Genomic DNA, 16,269 nt, shown 5'->3' on the forward strand with positions numbered 1-16,269 from the left:
AGAGGGGACCCGCGAACCATCCTGAGCCGTCGCTGCCCTCCCCGATCCCGGGGCCGCGGAGGAAGGACGCGATGCCCAAGGCCGAACCCTGCCGCATTTGACAATCCCCGCCCGATCACCGACACGGCCCGCCGCGACGCCGCGCCGGGGCGGATCCGCCGCGGCCGGGATGGCGCTCCTCGATGACGGACCACGCATGACCAGCCTGTCCGCAGGCCGCGCGGGGACCGCGGACCCCGATCTGATCGACCGTCTGCCAGGCCTCGCCGCTCTGACGCATGCCCGGGCCTGCGCCGCCCTGCTCCTCCTCGCCCTCGTCCTGTTCCTGCCGGGGCAGATCGCGCTCCAGCCCATGGACCGCGACGAGCCGCGCTTCGCGCAAGCCTCGAAGCAGATGCTGGAGACGGGCGACCTCGTGGACATCCGCTTCCAGGGGGAGGCGCGCCACAAGAAGCCGGTCGGCATCTACTGGCTGCAGGCGGCGAGCGTCGCGGCGGGCGAGGCGCTGGGCGTGCCGGCCGCGCGCACCACCATCGCCCTGTACCGCATCCCCTCGCTGCTGGGCGCCTGCGCGGCCCTGCTCCTGAGCTACTGGGCGGCGCTGGCCTTCCTCAACCGGCGCGGCGCGCTCCTCGCTGCCGCCCTGTTCGGCGCCTGCCTGATGCTCTCGGCGGAGGCGCGCCTCGCCAAGACCGACGCGGTGCTCACCGCCTGCGCGGTGGCGAGCTTCGGGGCGCTCGCCCGGGCCTGGCTCTCGCGGGGCACCCTGGTGCCGCTGCCGCGCTCGAGCCTCGTCGCCTTCTGGGGCGGGCTGGCCCTCGGGGTCTTGGTGAAAGGCCCGATGGTGCCGCTCTTCGTGGGCCTGCCCGCCATCGCCCTCTCCGTGCGGGAGCGGGATTGGCACTGGCTGGCGCGCCTGCGGCCCGGGCTCGGCCTTGCCGTGGTGGCGCTCGCCGTCGCGCCCTGGTTCCTCGCCATCGCCTGGAAGAGCGGCGGCGCCTTCTTCTCGGAGGCGGTCGGCCACGACATGCTCGGCAAGGTGGGCGGCGCGAAGGAGAAGCACTGGGGCCCGCCCGGCGCCTACACCATCGCCTTCTTCGCCACCTTCTGGCCGGGCGCGGCCTTCGCGGCTCTGAGCCTGCCCTTCGCGTGGCGCATGCGGAGCGACGACGCGGTCGCCTTCCTGATCGCCGCGGTGCTGCCGGCCTGGCTGATCTTCGAGGCCGTGCCGACGAAGCTCCCCCATTACGTGCTGCCGCTGATGCCGGCCTTCGCGATCCTCACGGTTCTCGGCCTGCGCGCCGGCGTGCTCGATCCGGCCCGGCGCGGCGCGGGCGCGGTCGCCGCCCTCGTCTGGGCGATTCCCGTGGGGATCACGATCGGCCTCGTCGCTGCGGGCTGGCAGCTCGACCATCGGATCCCCTGGGCTGCGCTGCCGCTCCTCCTCGGCGCCTGCGGCCTGGCGCTCGCGAGCTGGTCGGCCTTCCGTGCCGCTGCGCCGGAGCGCGCCCTGGTCCTCGCGGTGCTCGCGAGTCTGCTGCTGGCGCCCGGCCTGTTCGGCCTCGCGCAGCGGGAGATCCCGGCCCTCAAGGTCTCGCCGCGGCTTGCCGCGATCCGCGATGCCCTGCCCTGCCGGGATCCGCAGGTGGCGAGCCTCGGCTATCGCGAGCCGAGCCTCGTCTTCCTGATCGGCACCGATCTCGCCACGCCGCCCTCGGGCGCGGCCGGGGCGGACTTCCTGCGGGCGGGCGGCTGCCGCCTGCTCTTCGTGGAGGACCGGCTCGCGGCCGAGTTCGCGGCCGCCCGCGGCGATGCCCCGGCGTCGGCCGAGGTCGGCCGGGTGGACGGCTTCAACATCAATGGCGGACGGCGCATCGGCCTCACCGCCTACGCGGTGGTCCCGTGAGCGCGATCCTTCTGAGCGTCGTGGTGCCGGTCCGGAACGAGGCCGGCAACGTCGCGGCTCTGGTGGCCGAGCTGGAGCAGGCCTGCGCGCCGCTCGCCCCCTTCGAGGTGATCTACGTGGACGACGGCTCCACCGACGCCACGCCCGAGATCCTGGCGGACGAGCGGCGGGACAGGCCCTGGCTGCGCGTGCTGCGCCACGAGCGCAGCGCCGGCCAGTCGGCAGCCGTGCGCAGCGGCGTCGCCGCGGCCCGCGGGCCGATCATCGCCACCCTCGACGGCGACGGCCAGAACGACCCGGCCTACATCCCGGCGCTGTTCACGGCGCTCGAGGATGGCGGGCCCCGGGCCGGCCTCGCCCAGGGGCAGCGCCAGGGCCGCAAGGACGGCGCCTTCAAGATGCTGCAATCGCGCATCGCCAACGGGGTGCGCGGGCGCATCCTGAACGATTCGACCCGCGACACCGGCTGCGGCCTCAAGGTGTTCCGCCGCGCGGTCTACCTGCGGCTGCCCTATTTCGACGCGCTGCACCGCTTCATGCCGGCCCTCGTCGCCCGCGAGGGCTACGTCGTCGTCCACCGCGACGTGGTCGACCGCCCGCGCTTCTCGGGCACCTCGAATTACGGCCTGTTCGACCGGCTCTGGGTCGGCATCCTCGACCTCGCCGGGGTGTGGTGGCTGATCCGGCGCAAGCGCGCGACGCCCGAGGTGGCGGAGGTGGAACCGTGCTGATCCAGCTCGCCGAGGACCTGCCGGCCTATTTCTACGACGTCTTCGTCACCCGCTTCGATTTCTGGCTGGTCTTCGGCATCGTCGCGCAGCTCGTCTTCGGCTCGCGCTTCATCCTGCAATGGCTCGCCAGCGAGCGGGCCGGGCGCAGCGTGATGCCGCTCTCGTTCTGGTTCCTGTCGATCCTCGGCGGGTTGATGACCCTGGTCTACGGCTTCGTGCGCAAGGAGCCGGTGATCATCATCGGCCAGGGCCTCTCGACGGGGATCTACCTGCGCAACCTCGCCCTGATCTTCCGCGAGCGGCGGAAGACCCGGCAGGCGGGGCGATAAGACCGAACCGCGCTGCGGTTCGGCCGCGCGACTGCGCGGCGGCGGTCGTCCGCCGGACGTGCCGATCCCGACCCGTGGTCGGGATCGGCACACTCGGACAAAGCCGTCAGCTCGCCGACCGGAGCCGCGCGAATCCGGCCTCCAGGTCGGCCTTGAGGTCGGCGACCTCCTCCAGGCCGATATGGAAGCGCAATCCCCAGCCGCCCGGCGCCCAGGTGGTGGCCGTGCGGTAGGGCGCGCAGTCGAAGGGGATCACGAGGCTCTCGAAGCCGCCCCAGGAGAAGCCCATCCCGAACAGCTCCAGCCCGTCGAGCATGGCGGCGAGCGCGGGCTCCGGGCAGGGCTTCAGGATGACGCCGAACAGGCCGGACGCGCCTGAGAAGTCGCGCTTCCAGATGGCGTGGCCGGGATCCTCGGGGAGCGCCGGATGCAGCACGCGCAGCACCTCGGGCCGCTTCTGGAGCCAGCGCGCCATCTCCAGGCCGGCGCGGCCGTGCTCGCGCAATCGCAGGTTCATGGTGCGCAGGCCGCGCAGCGCCAGGAAGATGTCCTCCGGCCCGGCGCACATGGCGAAATGGTCGAAGGTCCGCCGCACCGCCGGGAAGTGCTTCGCGTTGGCCGAGGTGAGCCCGAGGAGCAGGTCCGAGCCGCCGCTGAGATACTTGGTGCCGGCCTCCACCGCGATGTCGACTCCGCGCTCGTGGGGCGGGAACAGCAGCGGCGTCGCCCAGGTGTTGTCCATGATCACGGTGCCGCCGCGCGCATGCACGATCTCGGCGATGGCCGGGATGTCCTGCATCTCGAAGCTCTGCGAACCCGGTGCCTCGACCAGCACGGCGCGGGTGTTCTCGCGCATCAGCTCGGCGATGCCAGCGCCGACGGTCGGGTCGTAATAGGTGGTCTCGACGCCGAAACGCTTGAGCACGCCGTCGCAGAACTGGCGCGTCGGTCGGTAGGCGGAATCGGTGACGAGGAGGTGGTCGCCGGCCGAGACCGCGGCCATCAGCGCCACGGTGAGCGCGGCGAGGCCCGAGGGCGTCACGACGGTGCCGGCCGCGCCCGCGAGCTCGGTCCAGGCCTCGGTGAGCGCGTCCATGGTCGGCGTCGCCGAGGTGCCGTAATTGTAGCGCCCGCGCCGGTGCTTGATCGCGTCATAGGTCGGGTAGAGCACCGTCGAGCCGCGATAGATCGGCGTGTTGACGAAGCCGTGCTGCTCGGACGGGTCGCGCCCGGCATGGACGAGGCGCGTGGCGGGGCCGTGGTTCGGGTTCTTCCTCAACGTCGCTCGCTCGGATTGTTCGGGGAATGGTCGCGCCGCACGAAGCCCAAGGGTGGAGGCAAGGTCAAGCGAGCCGGATCACGGGTTCCGCTTCGTTAACGGGCCTCGGCCTATCCTGACACGGTACTGTCGCGTCACCGGGTCCGTCGCGTTGCGTATCCTGCGTTTTCTGGCCGGAGCCTCGGTGGCCGGCCTCAGCATCCTCACCATCGGTTTCGTCGCCGCCGACCGGCTGAGCCATCTGGCCCCGCCGCCCGTCGTCGCGAAGGTGATGCCCGAGCCCTCGGCCACCGGCTCCATCGCCGTGCCGAAGCCGGTGGCGCCCGTCGCCGCGGTGAAGGCTCCGCCCAAGATCCCGAACGGCTTCGACACCGAGCGCCTCAACGCCCTGATGCGCGGCGACCCGATCCTGCCGCCGAGCAAGCGGTAGCAGTTCAGGCCGTCAGCAGCACGCGCCCGTCATGGCCGGCGATCCGCACCGTGCGGATCGTGCCGGGCTCCGCGTCGAGGCGTACGGCTGTGAAGCCCTCGGTGCGGCCGGTGCCGCCGCGCTCGGAGAGGACCCGGTGGGTACGGCCGACCTCCCCGTCGAGATGGCGGACGAGCGCCGCCTCCCCCGCCGCGCGTAAGGCTGCCGCCCGCTCGCGGATCGCCTCCTGCGGAACCGGCGGCATCCGTGCGGCCGGCGTGCCGGGGCGGGCCGAATAGGGGAAGACGTGGAGATGCGTCAGCCCGCATTCCGCCACGAGGTCGAGGCTGCGGGCGAACTGCGCCTCGGTCTCGGTGGGAAAGCCTGCGATCAGGTCGGCCCCGAACACGATGTCCGGGCGGAGATGCCGGATCTCGGCGCAGAAGCGGATGGCGTCGGCGCGGGCGTGGCGCCGCTTCATCCGCTTGAGGACGAGGTCGTCGCCGGCCTGCAGCGACAGGTGGAGATGCGGCATCAGCCGCGTCTCCTCGGCGAGCGCGCGGACCAGATCCGGATCGGCCTCGACGGAATCGATCGAGGAGAGCCTGAGCCGCGGAAGGTTCGGCACCGCCCGCAGGATCGTCCGCACCAGGGTGCCGAGCGTCGGCGCGCCGAGGTCGCGCCCGTAGGCGGTGAGGTCGACTCCGGTCAGCACGACCTCGCGCCCGCCCTGCTCCACGATCCGCGCCACCTGCGCCACGACTGCGGCGACGGGCACCGAGCGCGAGTTCCCACGCCCGAACGGGATGACACAGAAGGTGCAGCGGTGGTCGCAGCCGTTCTGCACCGGCACGAAGGCCCGGGTATGGCCCGTCATGCCGCCGATGCGCGTACCCGGCGCGGTGCGCGCCGCCATCACGTCGGGCACGCTCCGGGCGGGCGCTGCGCGCCATGCCGCCGCTTCGGTCTTCTCGGCATTGCCGACGAGGCGGGCGACCTCGGGCATCGCGGCATAGGCCGCCGTCTCCACCTGCGCGCCGCAGCCCGTCACCGCGATCGTCGCGTGCGGCCGCTCCCGGTGCAGGCGGCGGATCGCCTTGCGGGCCTGCCGCCCGGCCTCTGCCGTCACCGCGCAGGTGTTCACGATGACGAGATCGCCCTCCGCCCCGGCGGCGGCCTCGCGCATCACCTCCGATTCGACGGTGTTGAGGCGGCAGCCGAAGGTGAGGGTCTCGACCGCCATCAGTCGGAACCGGCGAACAGCTCCGGCGCGAAGGTGCCCTCCGCCTCCAGGAAGACGGGGCCGGTCATCAGCACATGGTCGTCGGCGCGCCACTCGATGAAGAGGTCGCCGCCGGGCAGGCTCACCGTGGCCTGCCGGCCGATCATCCGGAGCCGCGAGGCCGCCACCACCGTGGCGCAGGCGGCGGTGCCGCAGGCGAGCGTCAGGCCCGCGCCGCGCTCCCAGACCCGGAGCTTGATCGCCTCGCGGCCGGTGATCTGCGCCACGGAGATGTTGGCCCGCTCCGGGAAGATCGGATGGTTCTCGAGGAGCGGCCCGATCCGGGCGAGGTCGAACGTGTCCGGGTCGCGCTCGGTGAAGAACACCGCATGCGGGTTGCCCATGCTGACCGCGCCCGGCGAGTGCAGGATGGGATCGTCGATCGGGCCGATCTGAAGCTCGATCCGCCGCGTGTCGGGGAAGGGCTCGGCGAGCGGGATCTCGTTCCAGAGCAGACGCGGCTGGCCCATGTCGACGGTGAAAGAGCGGTCGGCCACGCGCCGCACGGCGACGCGGCCGGCCATCGTCTCCAGGGTGAGGCGCCCGTTCTCGGCGGGCCGCGCCATCGCCGGATCGTCGAACATGGCATAGGCGACGCAGCGCGTGCCGTTGCCGCAGGCGCCGGATTCCGAGCCGTCCGTGTTGTAGATCCGCATATAGGCGTCGGTGTCCACGCTCACGGGATCGTGCACGACCATGAGCTGTTCGAAGCGCGAGGCCGGATCGGCCGCGATGGCACAGGCCTCCGCGGGCGTCACGCGGATCTCGGTGCCGCGCAGGTCCAGCACGACGATGGCGTTGCCGGCGCCGTGCATCTTCAGGAAACGTCGGTTCGTGAGGGGGCTCATCAGCTCGGGGCTTAGCGGTTCTCTCAAGGGGAAGCGGCCGGGTGCCGACCGGCGGGCCGCGACGGAGGGGTTGCGCGGGGGCTATATGGCAAACCCGCGCCCGAGGCGCGAGGCCCCGCATGTCGGGGCTGGTGTGAGGCGCGCGTGCCCTCGCAGGCGGCCGGGTTCGTCACTACCTTGGCGCCGCGCCCGCCCGGCCGATTCGTCCCGGGCCGGCCCGAGAACCTGCCGGAGCGACTTCGTGATCCGCCTTCGTCCCAAGTTGCCGGCCATGTTGCCGCCCACGCTGCTGGCCGCCCTCGGCCTCGCGCTCGCCGGCCCGGCCTTCGCGCAGCAGCAGCCCCCGCCGCCGCCCTCCACCGCGCCCTCGCCCGCGCAGACCAACCCGCTGCCGACCACCACCGCGCCGAACCCGCCGCAGGACCCGGAGAAATCGAGCGCGCCGCAGCCGGACAAGGCGCTGACCCCGCCGACCGTCCCGCCGGCCGACGCCAAGCCCAACGCGGCCACCGCCCGCCCGACCCTCGTCGAGACCAAGGGCGACGCCAGCGACGTGGACGAGGTCTCGCTGCCGGCCAAGCCCGCCGCGATCCTCGCCGGCAAGGCGAAGTGGGAGGAGGCGGTGCCGAGCCTGCGCCAGAGCTTCGCCCGCATCGAATCCGAGCTCGCCAAGGCCGGCATCACGCCCGCCGGCCGGCCGATCGCGGTCTTCACCCGCACCGACGACGACGGCTTCCAGTACGAGGCCATGATCCCCGTGGCACAGGCGCCCGAGCCGAAGCCGGAGGGCGAGATCCGCTTCGGCGCCACGCCGAGCGGCAAGGCCCTGCGGTTTGCCCATAACGGGTCCTACGAGGGCATCGACGGCACCTACGAGACGCTGACCGCCTATCTCGATGCCAAGGACATCATGGTCCAGGACCGCTTCATCGAGGAATACGTCACCGACCTGAAGGACGGCGCCGACGACAAGCTCGACGTGAACATCTACGCGCTGGTGCGCTGACGCGCCGCTGCCGGGCCCGGAACCGCGGGGGCGCTCCGCGGATTCGAGCCCGCATGGCTCTTCCCCTCCGCAACGAGGCCCCCGGGACCGCGCGCCCGTCCAGGCCCGCACCGAACGCCGCCTCCGAGGCGGCCCCCGACCTCGCCGAGAAGGCGCTCGCCGTGCACCGGCGCCTCTGCCCGGTCTATGGCTGCCCGATCCCGTATTTCCACGCGCTCGACCCAGTGAGCGAGCTGGTCTCGTCGCTGCTCTCCCACCGGACGCGCAACGCCGATTCGGGCCGCGCCTTCAAGCGCCTGCGCGCCCTCTTCCCCGACTGGGAGGCGGTGATCGCGGCGCCGACGCCGGAGATCGAGGCGGCGATCGCGGGCGTCACCTGGCCGGAGCTGAAGGCGCCGCGGATCCAGGCTGTGCTCGCGGCGGTGGCCGAGCGGGCGGGCTCCCTCGATCTCGGCTTCCTGGCCGGGATGGAGGTGGAGGCGGCCCGCGCCTGGCTCCAGGCGATCCCCGGGATCGGCCCCAAGACCAGCGCAGCGGTGCTCTCCTTCTCGACCCTGCGGATGCCGGCGCTGCCGGTCGACAGCCACCATCACCGCGTCGCCCAACGCCTCGGCCTGATCGGCCCGAAGGTCGATGTCGGCCCCGCCCACCCGATCCTGCGGGCGCAGCTGCCTGCCGACTGGAGCGCGCAGGACCTCTACGACAACCACGAGGTGCTGATGCTGCATGGGCAGAAGGTCTGCCACTTCCGCAACCCGGCCTGCACCCGCTGCGTGCTGGCCGACATCTGCCCCAGTGCGCGCACCGGCTGAGCCCCAGCCTTGACCCCACCGGCGCCGCCGGTTCAGAAGCCGGATCCCGCGGCGATCCGCGGGCCTGTCAGGCGGGGAAAGCCACGCGATGGCCGCGTTCAAGGAACTGGTGTTCTCCGGCGTCCAGCCGACCGGGAACCTGCATCTCGGCAACTATCTCGGCGCCATCAAGCGCTTCGTGGAGATGCAGGCGCGTGACGCGCAGTGCCTCTACTGCGTGGTCGACATGCATGCGATCACCCTGTGGCAGGATCCGGAGGCTTTGCGCGGCCAGATCCGCGAGGTCACGGCCGCCTTCCTCGCCGCCGGCATCGACCCGAAGAAGAGCATCGTGTTCAACCAGAGCCAGGTGCCGCAGCACGCGGAACTCGCCTGGATCTTCAATTGCGTCGCCCGCCTCGGCTGGCTCAATCGCATGACCCAGTTCAAGGACAAGGCCGGCAAGGACCGCGAGAACGCGAGCATCGGCCTGTACGACTATCCGGTGCTGATGGCCGCCGACATCCTGGCCTACCGGGCGACGCACGTCCCCGTGGGCGAGGACCAGAAGCAGCATCTCGAGCTGACCCGCGACATCGCGCAGAAGTTCAACACCGATTTCGGCGATTCCATCCGCGCCCACGGCCATGGCGACGGCTTCTTCCCGCTGACCGAGCCGCTGATCGGCGGCCCCGCGGCGCGCGTGATGTCCCTGCGCGACGGCTCGAAGAAGATGTCGAAGTCGGACCCGTCCGACAATTCGCGCATCAACCTCACCGACGATTCCGACCTCATCGCCCAGAAGGTGCGCAAGGCGAAGACAGATCCGGACGCCCTGCCCTCCGAGACGGAGGGTCTGAAGGGCCGCCCGGAGGCCGACAACCTCGTGGGCATCTTCGCGGCGCTCTCCGAGACGACGCGCGAGGCCGTGCTCCAGCAATACGGCGGCGCGCAGTTCTCGGCCTTCAAGGGCGCGCTCGTCGATCTCGCGGTGGAGAAGCTCGCGCCGATCAACGCCGAGATGAAGCGGCTCAGCGCCGACCCCGCCCATATCGACGCGGTGCTGGCGGACGGGGCCGAGCGCGCCGAGGCCATCGCGGCCCCGACGCTCGATGCTGTGAAGGACATCGTTGGCTTCGTGCGGCGCGGGCCGCGGCTGAGCGCGGTCGGATAGGAAGCCTGCCGGAGGAAGCCATGATCAGGGCGCTCGTCTTCGACGTCTTCGGAACGCTGGTGGACTGGCGCTCCGGCGTCGCGCGCGAGGCGGAGCGTCTGATCCCCGGTGTCGACGGGGGCGCCTTCGCCGATGCGTGGCGGGCCCGCTACCAGCCGTCCCTGGAGACCGTGCGCTCGGGCGCGCGCCCTTACGTCGATCTCGACGTGCTGCACGCCGAATCGCTGCCTGATGTCGTCGCGCAGTTTAACCTGCCGCCCCTGTCGGAGCCGGTGGCCGCGGAGCTGGTCCAGGCCTGGCACCGGCTCGACGCCTGGCCGGAGGTGCCCGCCGCGATGGCGCGGCTCGCCGAGCGCCATCTCCTCGCACCGGCCTCGAACGGGCATGTGCGGCTTGCGGTCGACCTCGCCCGGCGCAACCGCCTGCCCTTCGACGCGATCCTCGGCGCCGGCTATTCCCGTGCCTACAAGCCGATGCCGGCGGTCTATCGCGATGCGGTCGCGGCCTTCGGCTTCGCGCCGGCCGAGACGCTGATGGTCGCGGCCCATTCGAGCGACCTCGCCGCGGCCGCCGCGGAGGGCCTCTCAACCGCCCATATCGCCCGCCCCCGCGAGCACGGCCCGGCGGGCGGCGAGACGGCGCCCCGCGTCCCCGTCACCTACGCGGCGGGCGATCTCGCAGACCTGGCCGACCAGCTCGCCCGCTGATCCGGGTGTCGAGAGGGGTCATCCCTCTCGCGGGTCCGGGCAGAGCCCGGAAGACGCCGGGGCGTCGCACCGGCACCCCACCGAAGGGACTTGTCCCGTCGGGATCCCCGGGATCAGGCGGCCTTCACGCCCATCAGGAAGGTCCCGACCTCCTGGCGCAGGTTCTCGGAGTGGCGCGACAGCTCCTGCGCGGCGCCGAGCACCTGGGCCGCGGCGGCGCCCGTCGAGCCCGCGCCGTGGCGCACGTCGGCGATGCTGCCGGCGACTTCGCCCGTGCCGCTCGCGGCCTCCTGGACGTTGCGGGCGATCTCGTGGGTCGCGGCGCCCTGCTGCTCCATCGCGGCGGCGATGGCGTTCGAGACGGAGGCCATCTCCGCGATGGTCTGGCCGATGCTGCGGATCGCCTCGACCGACTGGTGGCTCGCCTGCTGGATCGCGCCGATCTGGCCGGCGATCTCCTCCGTGGCCCGGGTGGTCTGGCCGGCGAGTTCCTTCACCTCGGCCGCGACCACGGCGAAGCCCCGGCCCGCCTCGCCGGCGCGGGCGGCCTCGATGGTGGCGTTGAGCGCGAGCAGGTTGGTCTGGCCGGCGATCGAGTTGATCAGGGCGATCACCGTGTCGATGCGCTCGGCCGCGATGGCGAGCTGGCGCACGAGGCCGTCGGTGCGGCTCGCGGCATCCGCGGCCTGCTGGGCGATGCGGGCCGACTGGCCGGCCTGCTGCGTGATCTCGGTGATCGAGGCCGACATCTGCTCGCTCGCCGCGGCGACCGTCTGCACGTTGGCCGAGGTGTGCTCGGCCGCCCGCATGGCGGTGGCCGACTGGCGCGTGGTCTGCTCGGCCGTGCTCGCCATCGCCTGGGCGGTCGCCTCCATCTCGGTGGCGGCGCCGGCAAGCCCCTGCGTCAGCACCGAGACATTCGCCTCGAAGGCCCGTGTCAGGGCGTCGAGATGGTTGGCGCGCCGCATCTTGGCGTCTGCCTCGCCGGCGGCCTCCGCGTCGGCGCGCTCCTTGGCGATCAGCGCCTCCTTGAACACCGTCACGGTCCGGGCCATGGCGCCGAGCTCGTCGCCGCGGTCGGCGCCGGGCACCGCCACGGCGTAGTCGCCCGCCGCGAGCCGCTCCATGGTCGCCGTCATGGCGGAGAGCGGGCGGGAGACGCCGCGGCCGACGCGCCAGGCGAGCAGGCCGCCGATGACGAGGGCGACCGCGCCGATGGCGACCACGAGAACCCGCAGCCGGCCGGCATTCTCGGTCATCGAGGTCATGATCTGGCGCTGCTCGCCGACCGCGGCCTCGCGCATGGCGCTGCCCATGCCGACGAGGGAATCGCCGATCTGCTTCAGGTTCTGGTCGGCGGCGGCGAAGGCGCCCGCGCCGCTGAGGACGCCGTCGAGCGCCGTCTTCAGCGGCCCGAGCTTGGCGTTCGCCACCTTGAGCGAGGCCTGGAGCACGCCCTCGCCGTCGAGCCGGGCGAGCGCCGCCAGCTCGCGCCCGTAGCGGGCGAACTCGACGGTGGTGGTGTTGGCATCGGCCGGGTTGCTGCTGGAGCGGAAGGTCTGCACGGCCACGAGGCTGCTCTGCAGGGCGCGGTCGGCACGGAAGGCGGCCGCCGCCAGCGCCGGGTCGCGCCCGGCGAGCGTCGCCATGGCGTAGCCCGCGTTCGAGAGGGCGATCCCGTGCTTGGCGAGGTCCGACAGCGCCGTCTTGCGCGCCTGGACCACAGCCATCATCGCCTCGGCGCTGCGCGCGTATTCGTGGGCCTTGGCCTGGATCGCCTTGGCCTCCGCGCCGCCCGCGGCGGCGTTGCGGTCGCCCTCGGCGGTGAGCTTGGCGAGGCCGGCCTTCAGGTCGGCCAGCATCTCGCCCTGCTCGGTGCGCATGTAGTTGAGCACGAGGCGGCGCACGCCGTTCAGCTGCAGCTCGAAGGCGCTCGCGCTCTCGGCAGCCTGCACGCGGGCATTTGCGCCCTCGATCTCGCCGTTGAGCGCGCTGACGCTGCGGAAGGTCAGGAGGGCCGAGGCGGTGAGGAGCAGCAGCACCACGCCGAACCCGGCCAGGATGCGCTGCGCGACCGTGAGACGGTCGAGACGGACGATGGTCATCGGCGAAGCCTCTTTGCGTCTCAACGGACGGACTTGATCTGCCGAATGGTCTCGGCGCCGAAGGTCTTGCTGAACTCGGCCGTGGTGGCCTGGAGGCTACGCTCGAAGGCGGCGCGGTCGACGGAGGCGACCACGCTCATCCCCGCCTTGCGCAGGGCCTCGACGCCCTCGGTCTCGGCGCGGCCGGCGACCTCACGGGAGACCTGGCCCGCGGCCTTCGCCGCCTCCACGAAGGCCTTCTGCTCGGCGGGGCCGAGCGCCTCCCAGGCGGATTTCGACATGATCATCGCGGCCCAGGAATAGACGTGGCCGCTGAGGGTCAGATGCGTCTGGACCTTCTCGAAATGCGAGGCCGTGATCACCGCGATCGGGTTCTCCTGGCCGTCGAACCGGCCCGATTGCAGGGCGCCGTAGAGGGCCGGGAAGGCGAGCGGCTCGGCCTTGACGCCGAAGGCGCGGAAGCCCGCCAGCATGATGTCGGACTGGGGCACCCGCATCGAGAGGCCCTTGAGGTCTTCCGGCCCGGTGACGGCGCGCTTCCCGTTGGTGATGTGGCGCATGCCGTTCTCGCCCCAGGCGAGCGCGACGAGCCCCTTCTGCTGGAACTTCCTCAGGTAGTCCTGGCCGATCGGGCCGTCGAAGACCGCGTGCGCGTGGCGCGCGTCGCGGAACAGGAACGGGATGTCGAACACCCCGAACTCCGGGATGATGCCGGAGAACGGCGCGCTCGTGATGAAGGCGATGTCGAGATGGCCCTGGCGGAGCTCCTCGGCCGTCTCGACCTCGCCGCCCACCGTGCCGTTCGGATAGAGCTCGATCCGGAAGCCGCCGCCGGTGCGCTTGGCGACCTCGCTGGCGAACCGCTCCGCCCCCGCCCCGAGCTGCGAGCTCTGCGAGAACAGGTAGCCAAGCCGCAGGACCCGTTCCTGTGCCTCGGCCTGGGGTGCCGCAAGGATCGAGCAGAGCCCGATTATGGCGGCAGCAACTCTCAAGCGTCCGGACACCGTGCGATCCTCTGTGTGTTTCGCATTTTGAATGCCAGACGTTGATTAAGGGAGCGTTGTCGTTCGGAGCTTGGGCCGGCCAATAGCGGGCGAGGTCGCCGCGCTGCTTGCAGGATGTCCGCCCCATCTGGATGTGATCCAGTAAATGGTCGGATCGGGCTGCGTAATGCGGTGCATGTTGCGGAAGCATTCGCACAAATTCAAAACGACCGAGCGGGTGCGTTCTCGATCACGGGGCCGTGAAATCAGTAGAGAGGCCCGCCCCATGCGGATGCCGGTCCGCCCGCCCTGGATTCGGCCCGTCGTCCAGCCGCATCACAGACAGCCCGCGCAAGAAGCCGCGCTCATTGTGTACGAACACGAATCCGTGATCTCGCACGAATAGGTCCAGCGCGGTTCAGTTGTGCGCAAATCGACTTCGCGTCGCTTGAAGAAAAAGTGCGGAACGGAAGCGAGCGGGATGGCGTTCTTGCCGCAGCTTGTGTCGCACCCATCGCGACGCCATCAGAGGAGATCATTCATGCGCATGCTGTTCATCGCCGGCGCCGCTCTCGTGGGCCTCGCCGGACTGTCGACCGCTTCGAGTGCCGAGGAAACGACCGTGGTCCGCCGCGACAGCGGCCCGAGCGTCGCCGTCGAGCGCCGCGAGGGCGTCGTCGAGCATCGCGACATCACCACCGGCACCGTCGATTGCGGCTCGAAAACCGTCCACAAGGAGGACGGCATGGGCAATTCGAAGACCGTCCACAAGGAAGGCTGCAACTGAGCGGCCTCCCCCGGAGCAGCGCCTGGCCGCGACTTGGACGCCGGCGCAGGCGCGAACCCTCGCCCTAACACGCCCTCGATCGCCGAGCCGGAATCCGGCCCGGCCCGTGGGCCCGCTCTGAAGAGGAGCCGATCCATCATGACGAACAAGCTTCTTCTCACCCTGGCCACCGCCGCCGCCCTCGCCCTGCCCGCCGCCGCCCAGGCGCAAGGGACCCTGCGCGGCGCGGCCGAAGGTGCCGAGGTTGGTGCGGACGCGGCCGGTCCGATCGGCGGGATCGTCGGCGGCGCGGTGGGTGCGGCCACGGGCACTGTCGGGGGCATCCTCGGTATCGACGACCGCCCGCGCTTCCGCACCTATGTGCGCGAGCGCAACGTCAACTCCTATCGCTGGGGCGGCCCGGTCCGCGTCGGCACCGTGCTGCCGGATGACGGCGTAACCTATTACGATGTGCCGACCGAGTATCGCGTACGGCCCGGCTACCGCTACACCATCGTGAACGAGCAGCCGGTCCTCGTCGATCGTGGGCACCGCATCGTCGAGATCGTCGATTAGACCGGGGCGATACAGCGCCGTCCGACCCTGCGAGCCCGCCCGGCACCCGCCGCGGCGGGCTCGTCGCTGTCTGATGTGTCGCCTGTTCGAACGACGCTTCTCCGGTGTTCCACCTCAGGATGAGGTCGAGGTCTGGGGTGGGCGAGGCGCTGCGACCTGCGGAAGCAATCCGGGCTGCTTAGTCGCTCCGCTTCGCCAGCCCGGTCTCCACGAGGCGTGCCCAGAAGGCGGCGCCGATGGGGGCGGCTTCGTCGTTGAAGTCGTAATGCGGGTGGTGCAGCGCCGCGCTGTCGCCGTTGCCGATGAAGAGGTAGGCGCCCGGCCGGCGGCCGAGCATGTAGGAGAAATCCTCGGCCGCCATCATCGGGGCCACGGCGCGCTCGACCCGGTCCTCGCCGACGAGGCCCGCGGCGACGTCGGCCATGAAGCTGGCCGCGTCCGGGTCGTTCTCGGTAACCGGGTAGCTCGAGCCGAAATCGACGGTGCCGACCGCCCCGAAGGAGCGGGCGACGCCCTCGACCAGGGCCGTGATCCGCTCCTTGATCGCCTCGCGCACCGGCTGCGACAGAGCCCGCATGGTTCCGCGCATGGTGACCGTCTGGGGCAGCACGTTGAAGGCCTCGCCCGCATCGAGCGCGCAGACCGAGACCACCGCCGATTGCAGCGGGTCGAGGTTGCGCGACACGATCGATTGCAGGGCGATGATCACGTGGCTCGCCACCACGACGCTGTCCACCGCGTGATGCGGCAGGGCGGCGTGACCGCCGCGGCCCTCGATGGTGAGGGTGAAGCGATCGGTGGAGGCCATGATCGGGCCGGGGCGGATGGCGAACTGCCCGAGCGGCAGGCCCGGGATGTTGTGCATGCCGTAGACCGATTCGATGCCGAAGCGCTCCATCAGGCCGTCCTCGACCATCGCCTCGCCGCCGCCCCCGCCCTCCTCCGCGGGCTGGAAGATCAGCACGGCCTGCCCGTCGAAGCCGCGAGTCTCGGCGAGGTAGCGCGCGGCGCCGAGCAGCATCGCCGTGTGCCCGTCATGGCCGCAGGCGTGCATCGTTCCGGGCACGGTCGAGCGGTAGGCCAGGTCGCGCACCTCCTGGATCGGCAGCGCGTCCATGTCGGCGCGCAGGCCGATCGCCCGGTTCGAGCGGCCCCCCTTCCCCCGGATGACGCCGACCACGCCGGTGCGGCCGATGCCGGTGACGACCTCGTCGCAGCCAAAGGCGACGAGCTTCTCCGCCACGAAGGCGGCCGTACGGTGCACGTCGTAGAGAAGCTCGGGATGGGCGTGCAGGTCGTGCCGCCACGCGACGATCTCGTCGGCGAAATCCTGGATCCGATCGATCACGGGCATGGGTCCCTGCTGGGCTCGGCAGC

The 16,269-nt window shown here is 71.6% G+C and carries 16 protein-coding genes; 10 read left to right on the top strand and 6 right to left on the bottom strand.

Features of this window, described 5'->3' with window-relative positions; genetic code table 11:
• The first annotated feature begins 196 nt into the window (after positions 1-196).
• The 3 genes from MTDSW087_RS03035 to MTDSW087_RS03045 are packed head-to-tail and all read left to right on the top strand — an operon-like array spanning position 197 to position 2,966.
• Positions 197-1,906 carry an ArnT family glycosyltransferase gene (locus MTDSW087_RS03035; RefSeq protein ID WP_144760014.1) on the top strand — a complete coding sequence of 570 codons (1,710 nt, stop codon included), beginning with the start codon at positions 197-199 and terminating at the stop codon, positions 1,904-1,906.
• Complete coding sequence (locus MTDSW087_RS03040) at positions 1,903-2,637, top strand: glycosyltransferase family 2 protein (RefSeq protein ID WP_144760017.1); 735 nt, start codon at positions 1,903-1,905, stop codon at positions 2,635-2,637. Before MTDSW087_RS03035 ends, MTDSW087_RS03040 begins: the two co-directional genes overlap by 4 nt.
• On the top strand, positions 2,631-2,966 hold the full coding sequence (locus tag MTDSW087_RS03045) for a lipid-A-disaccharide synthase N-terminal domain-containing protein (RefSeq protein ID WP_144760020.1): 336 nt from the start codon (positions 2,631-2,633) through the stop codon (positions 2,964-2,966). The genes MTDSW087_RS03040 and MTDSW087_RS03045 overlap by 7 nt, the downstream gene beginning before the upstream one ends.
• A gap of 106 nt (positions 2,967-3,072) precedes the next feature.
• On the opposite strand, the gene metC is transcribed toward MTDSW087_RS03045, so the two are convergent.
• Positions 3,073-4,245: a cystathionine beta-lyase gene (metC, locus tag MTDSW087_RS03050; RefSeq protein ID WP_144760023.1), complete on the bottom strand. Its 1,173-nt coding sequence runs from the start codon at positions 4,243-4,245 to the stop codon at positions 3,073-3,075.
• A gap of 184 nt (positions 4,246-4,429) precedes the next feature.
• On the opposite strand from metC, the gene MTDSW087_RS03055 reads away from it, so the two are divergent.
• Entirely contained in the window at positions 4,430-4,675 is a 246-nt protein-coding gene (locus MTDSW087_RS03055) for a hypothetical protein (RefSeq protein ID WP_238178915.1), read from the top strand.
• A gap of 4 nt (positions 4,676-4,679) precedes the next feature.
• Here the strand turns inward: MTDSW087_RS03055 and mtaB are convergent, their stop codons facing one another.
• A complete protein-coding gene (gene mtaB, locus MTDSW087_RS03060) occupies positions 4,680-5,897 on the bottom strand; it encodes a tRNA (N(6)-L-threonylcarbamoyladenosine(37)-C(2))-methylthiotransferase MtaB (RefSeq protein WP_144760029.1) in 1,218 nt (405 codons plus the stop codon).
• Positions 5,897-6,784 carry a diaminopimelate epimerase gene (gene dapF, locus MTDSW087_RS03065; protein WP_144760032.1) on the bottom strand — a complete coding sequence of 296 codons (888 nt, stop codon included), beginning with the start codon at positions 6,782-6,784 and terminating at the stop codon, positions 5,897-5,899. Before dapF ends, mtaB begins: the two co-directional genes overlap by 1 nt.
• A 241-nt stretch (positions 6,785-7,025) precedes the next feature.
• On the opposite strand from dapF, the gene MTDSW087_RS03070 reads away from it, so the two are divergent.
• The 4 genes from MTDSW087_RS03070 (at position 7,026) to MTDSW087_RS03085 (ending at position 10,462) form a co-directional block, all read left to right on the top strand.
• Positions 7,026-7,790: a GyrI-like domain-containing protein gene (locus MTDSW087_RS03070; RefSeq protein ID WP_373321947.1), complete on the top strand. Its 765-nt coding sequence runs from the start codon at positions 7,026-7,028 to the stop codon at positions 7,788-7,790.
• 53 nt (positions 7,791-7,843) lie between these two features.
• Positions 7,844-8,602: an endonuclease III domain-containing protein gene (locus tag MTDSW087_RS03075; RefSeq protein ID WP_144760035.1), complete on the top strand. Its 759-nt coding sequence runs from the start codon at positions 7,844-7,846 to the stop codon at positions 8,600-8,602.
• Between the two features lie 88 nt (positions 8,603-8,690).
• A complete protein-coding gene (gene trpS, locus MTDSW087_RS03080) occupies positions 8,691-9,755 on the top strand; it encodes a tryptophan--tRNA ligase (RefSeq protein WP_144760038.1) in 1,065 nt (354 codons plus the stop codon).
• A gap of 20 nt (positions 9,756-9,775) precedes the next feature.
• Positions 9,776-10,462, top strand: coding sequence for a haloacid dehalogenase type II (locus tag MTDSW087_RS03085; RefSeq protein ID WP_144760040.1), 687 nt, complete (start codon positions 9,776-9,778; stop codon positions 10,460-10,462).
• 113 nt (positions 10,463-10,575) lie between these two features.
• On the opposite strand, the gene MTDSW087_RS03090 is transcribed toward MTDSW087_RS03085, so the two are convergent.
• Positions 10,576-12,567 (bottom strand): methyl-accepting chemotaxis protein, encoded by a 1,992-nt coding sequence (locus MTDSW087_RS03090; RefSeq protein WP_144760043.1) that lies wholly within the window; start codon positions 12,565-12,567, stop codon positions 10,576-10,578.
• A 20-nt stretch (positions 12,568-12,587) separates the two neighbouring features.
• Entirely contained in the window at positions 12,588-13,571 is a 984-nt protein-coding gene (locus MTDSW087_RS03095; RefSeq protein WP_238179025.1) for a DctP family TRAP transporter solute-binding subunit, read from the bottom strand.
• Between the two features lie 520 nt (positions 13,572-14,091).
• On the opposite strand from MTDSW087_RS03095, the gene MTDSW087_RS03100 reads away from it, so the two are divergent.
• Together MTDSW087_RS03100 and MTDSW087_RS03105 are read left to right on the top strand one after the other, a co-directional pair.
• A complete protein-coding gene (locus MTDSW087_RS03100) occupies positions 14,092-14,337 on the top strand; it encodes a hypothetical protein (RefSeq protein WP_144760046.1) in 246 nt (81 codons plus the stop codon).
• Between the two features lie 138 nt (positions 14,338-14,475).
• Positions 14,476-14,892, top strand: coding sequence for a DUF1236 domain-containing protein (locus tag MTDSW087_RS03105; RefSeq protein ID WP_144760049.1), 417 nt, complete (start codon positions 14,476-14,478; stop codon positions 14,890-14,892).
• A 178-nt stretch (positions 14,893-15,070) separates the two neighbouring features.
• Here the strand turns inward: MTDSW087_RS03105 and MTDSW087_RS03110 are convergent, their stop codons facing one another.
• Positions 15,071-16,246, bottom strand: coding sequence for a M20 aminoacylase family protein (locus tag MTDSW087_RS03110; protein ID WP_144760052.1), 1,176 nt, complete (start codon positions 16,244-16,246; stop codon positions 15,071-15,073).
• Positions 16,247-16,269 lie beyond the last annotated feature (23 nt).

Origin of the sequence: Methylobacterium dankookense, assembly GCF_902141855.1 — a bacterium.
Taxonomy (GTDB): domain Bacteria; phylum Pseudomonadota; class Alphaproteobacteria; order Rhizobiales; family Beijerinckiaceae; genus Methylobacterium; species Methylobacterium dankookense.

Bases quoted from the DNA above. Each gene is read 5' to 3' on its own strand.
- MTDSW087_RS03035 (WP_144760014.1), top strand. From the start codon at position 197: ATGACCAGCCTGTCCGCAGGCCGCGCGGGGACCGCGGACCCCGATCTG.
- mtaB (WP_144760029.1), bottom strand. From the start codon at position 5,897: ATGGCGGTCGAGACCCTCACCTTCGGCTGCCGCCTCAACACCGTCGAA.
- dapF (WP_144760032.1), bottom strand. From the start codon at position 6,784: ATGAGCCCCCTCACGAACCGACGTTTCCTGAAGATGCACGGCGCCGGC.
- MTDSW087_RS03075 (WP_144760035.1), top strand. From the start codon at position 7,844: ATGGCTCTTCCCCTCCGCAACGAGGCCCCCGGGACCGCGCGCCCGTCC.
- trpS (WP_144760038.1), top strand. From the start codon at position 8,691: ATGGCCGCGTTCAAGGAACTGGTGTTCTCCGGCGTCCAGCCGACCGGG.
- MTDSW087_RS03085 (WP_144760040.1), top strand. From the start codon at position 9,776: ATGATCAGGGCGCTCGTCTTCGACGTCTTCGGAACGCTGGTGGACTGG.
- MTDSW087_RS03090 (WP_144760043.1), bottom strand. From the start codon at position 12,567: ATGACCATCGTCCGTCTCGACCGTCTCACGGTCGCGCAGCGCATCCTG.
- MTDSW087_RS03100 (WP_144760046.1), top strand. From the start codon at position 14,092: ATGCGCATGCTGTTCATCGCCGGCGCCGCTCTCGTGGGCCTCGCCGGA.
- MTDSW087_RS03105 (WP_144760049.1), top strand. From the start codon at position 14,476: ATGACGAACAAGCTTCTTCTCACCCTGGCCACCGCCGCCGCCCTCGCC.
- MTDSW087_RS03110 (WP_144760052.1), bottom strand. From the start codon at position 16,246: ATGCCCGTGATCGATCGGATCCAGGATTTCGCCGACGAGATCGTCGCG.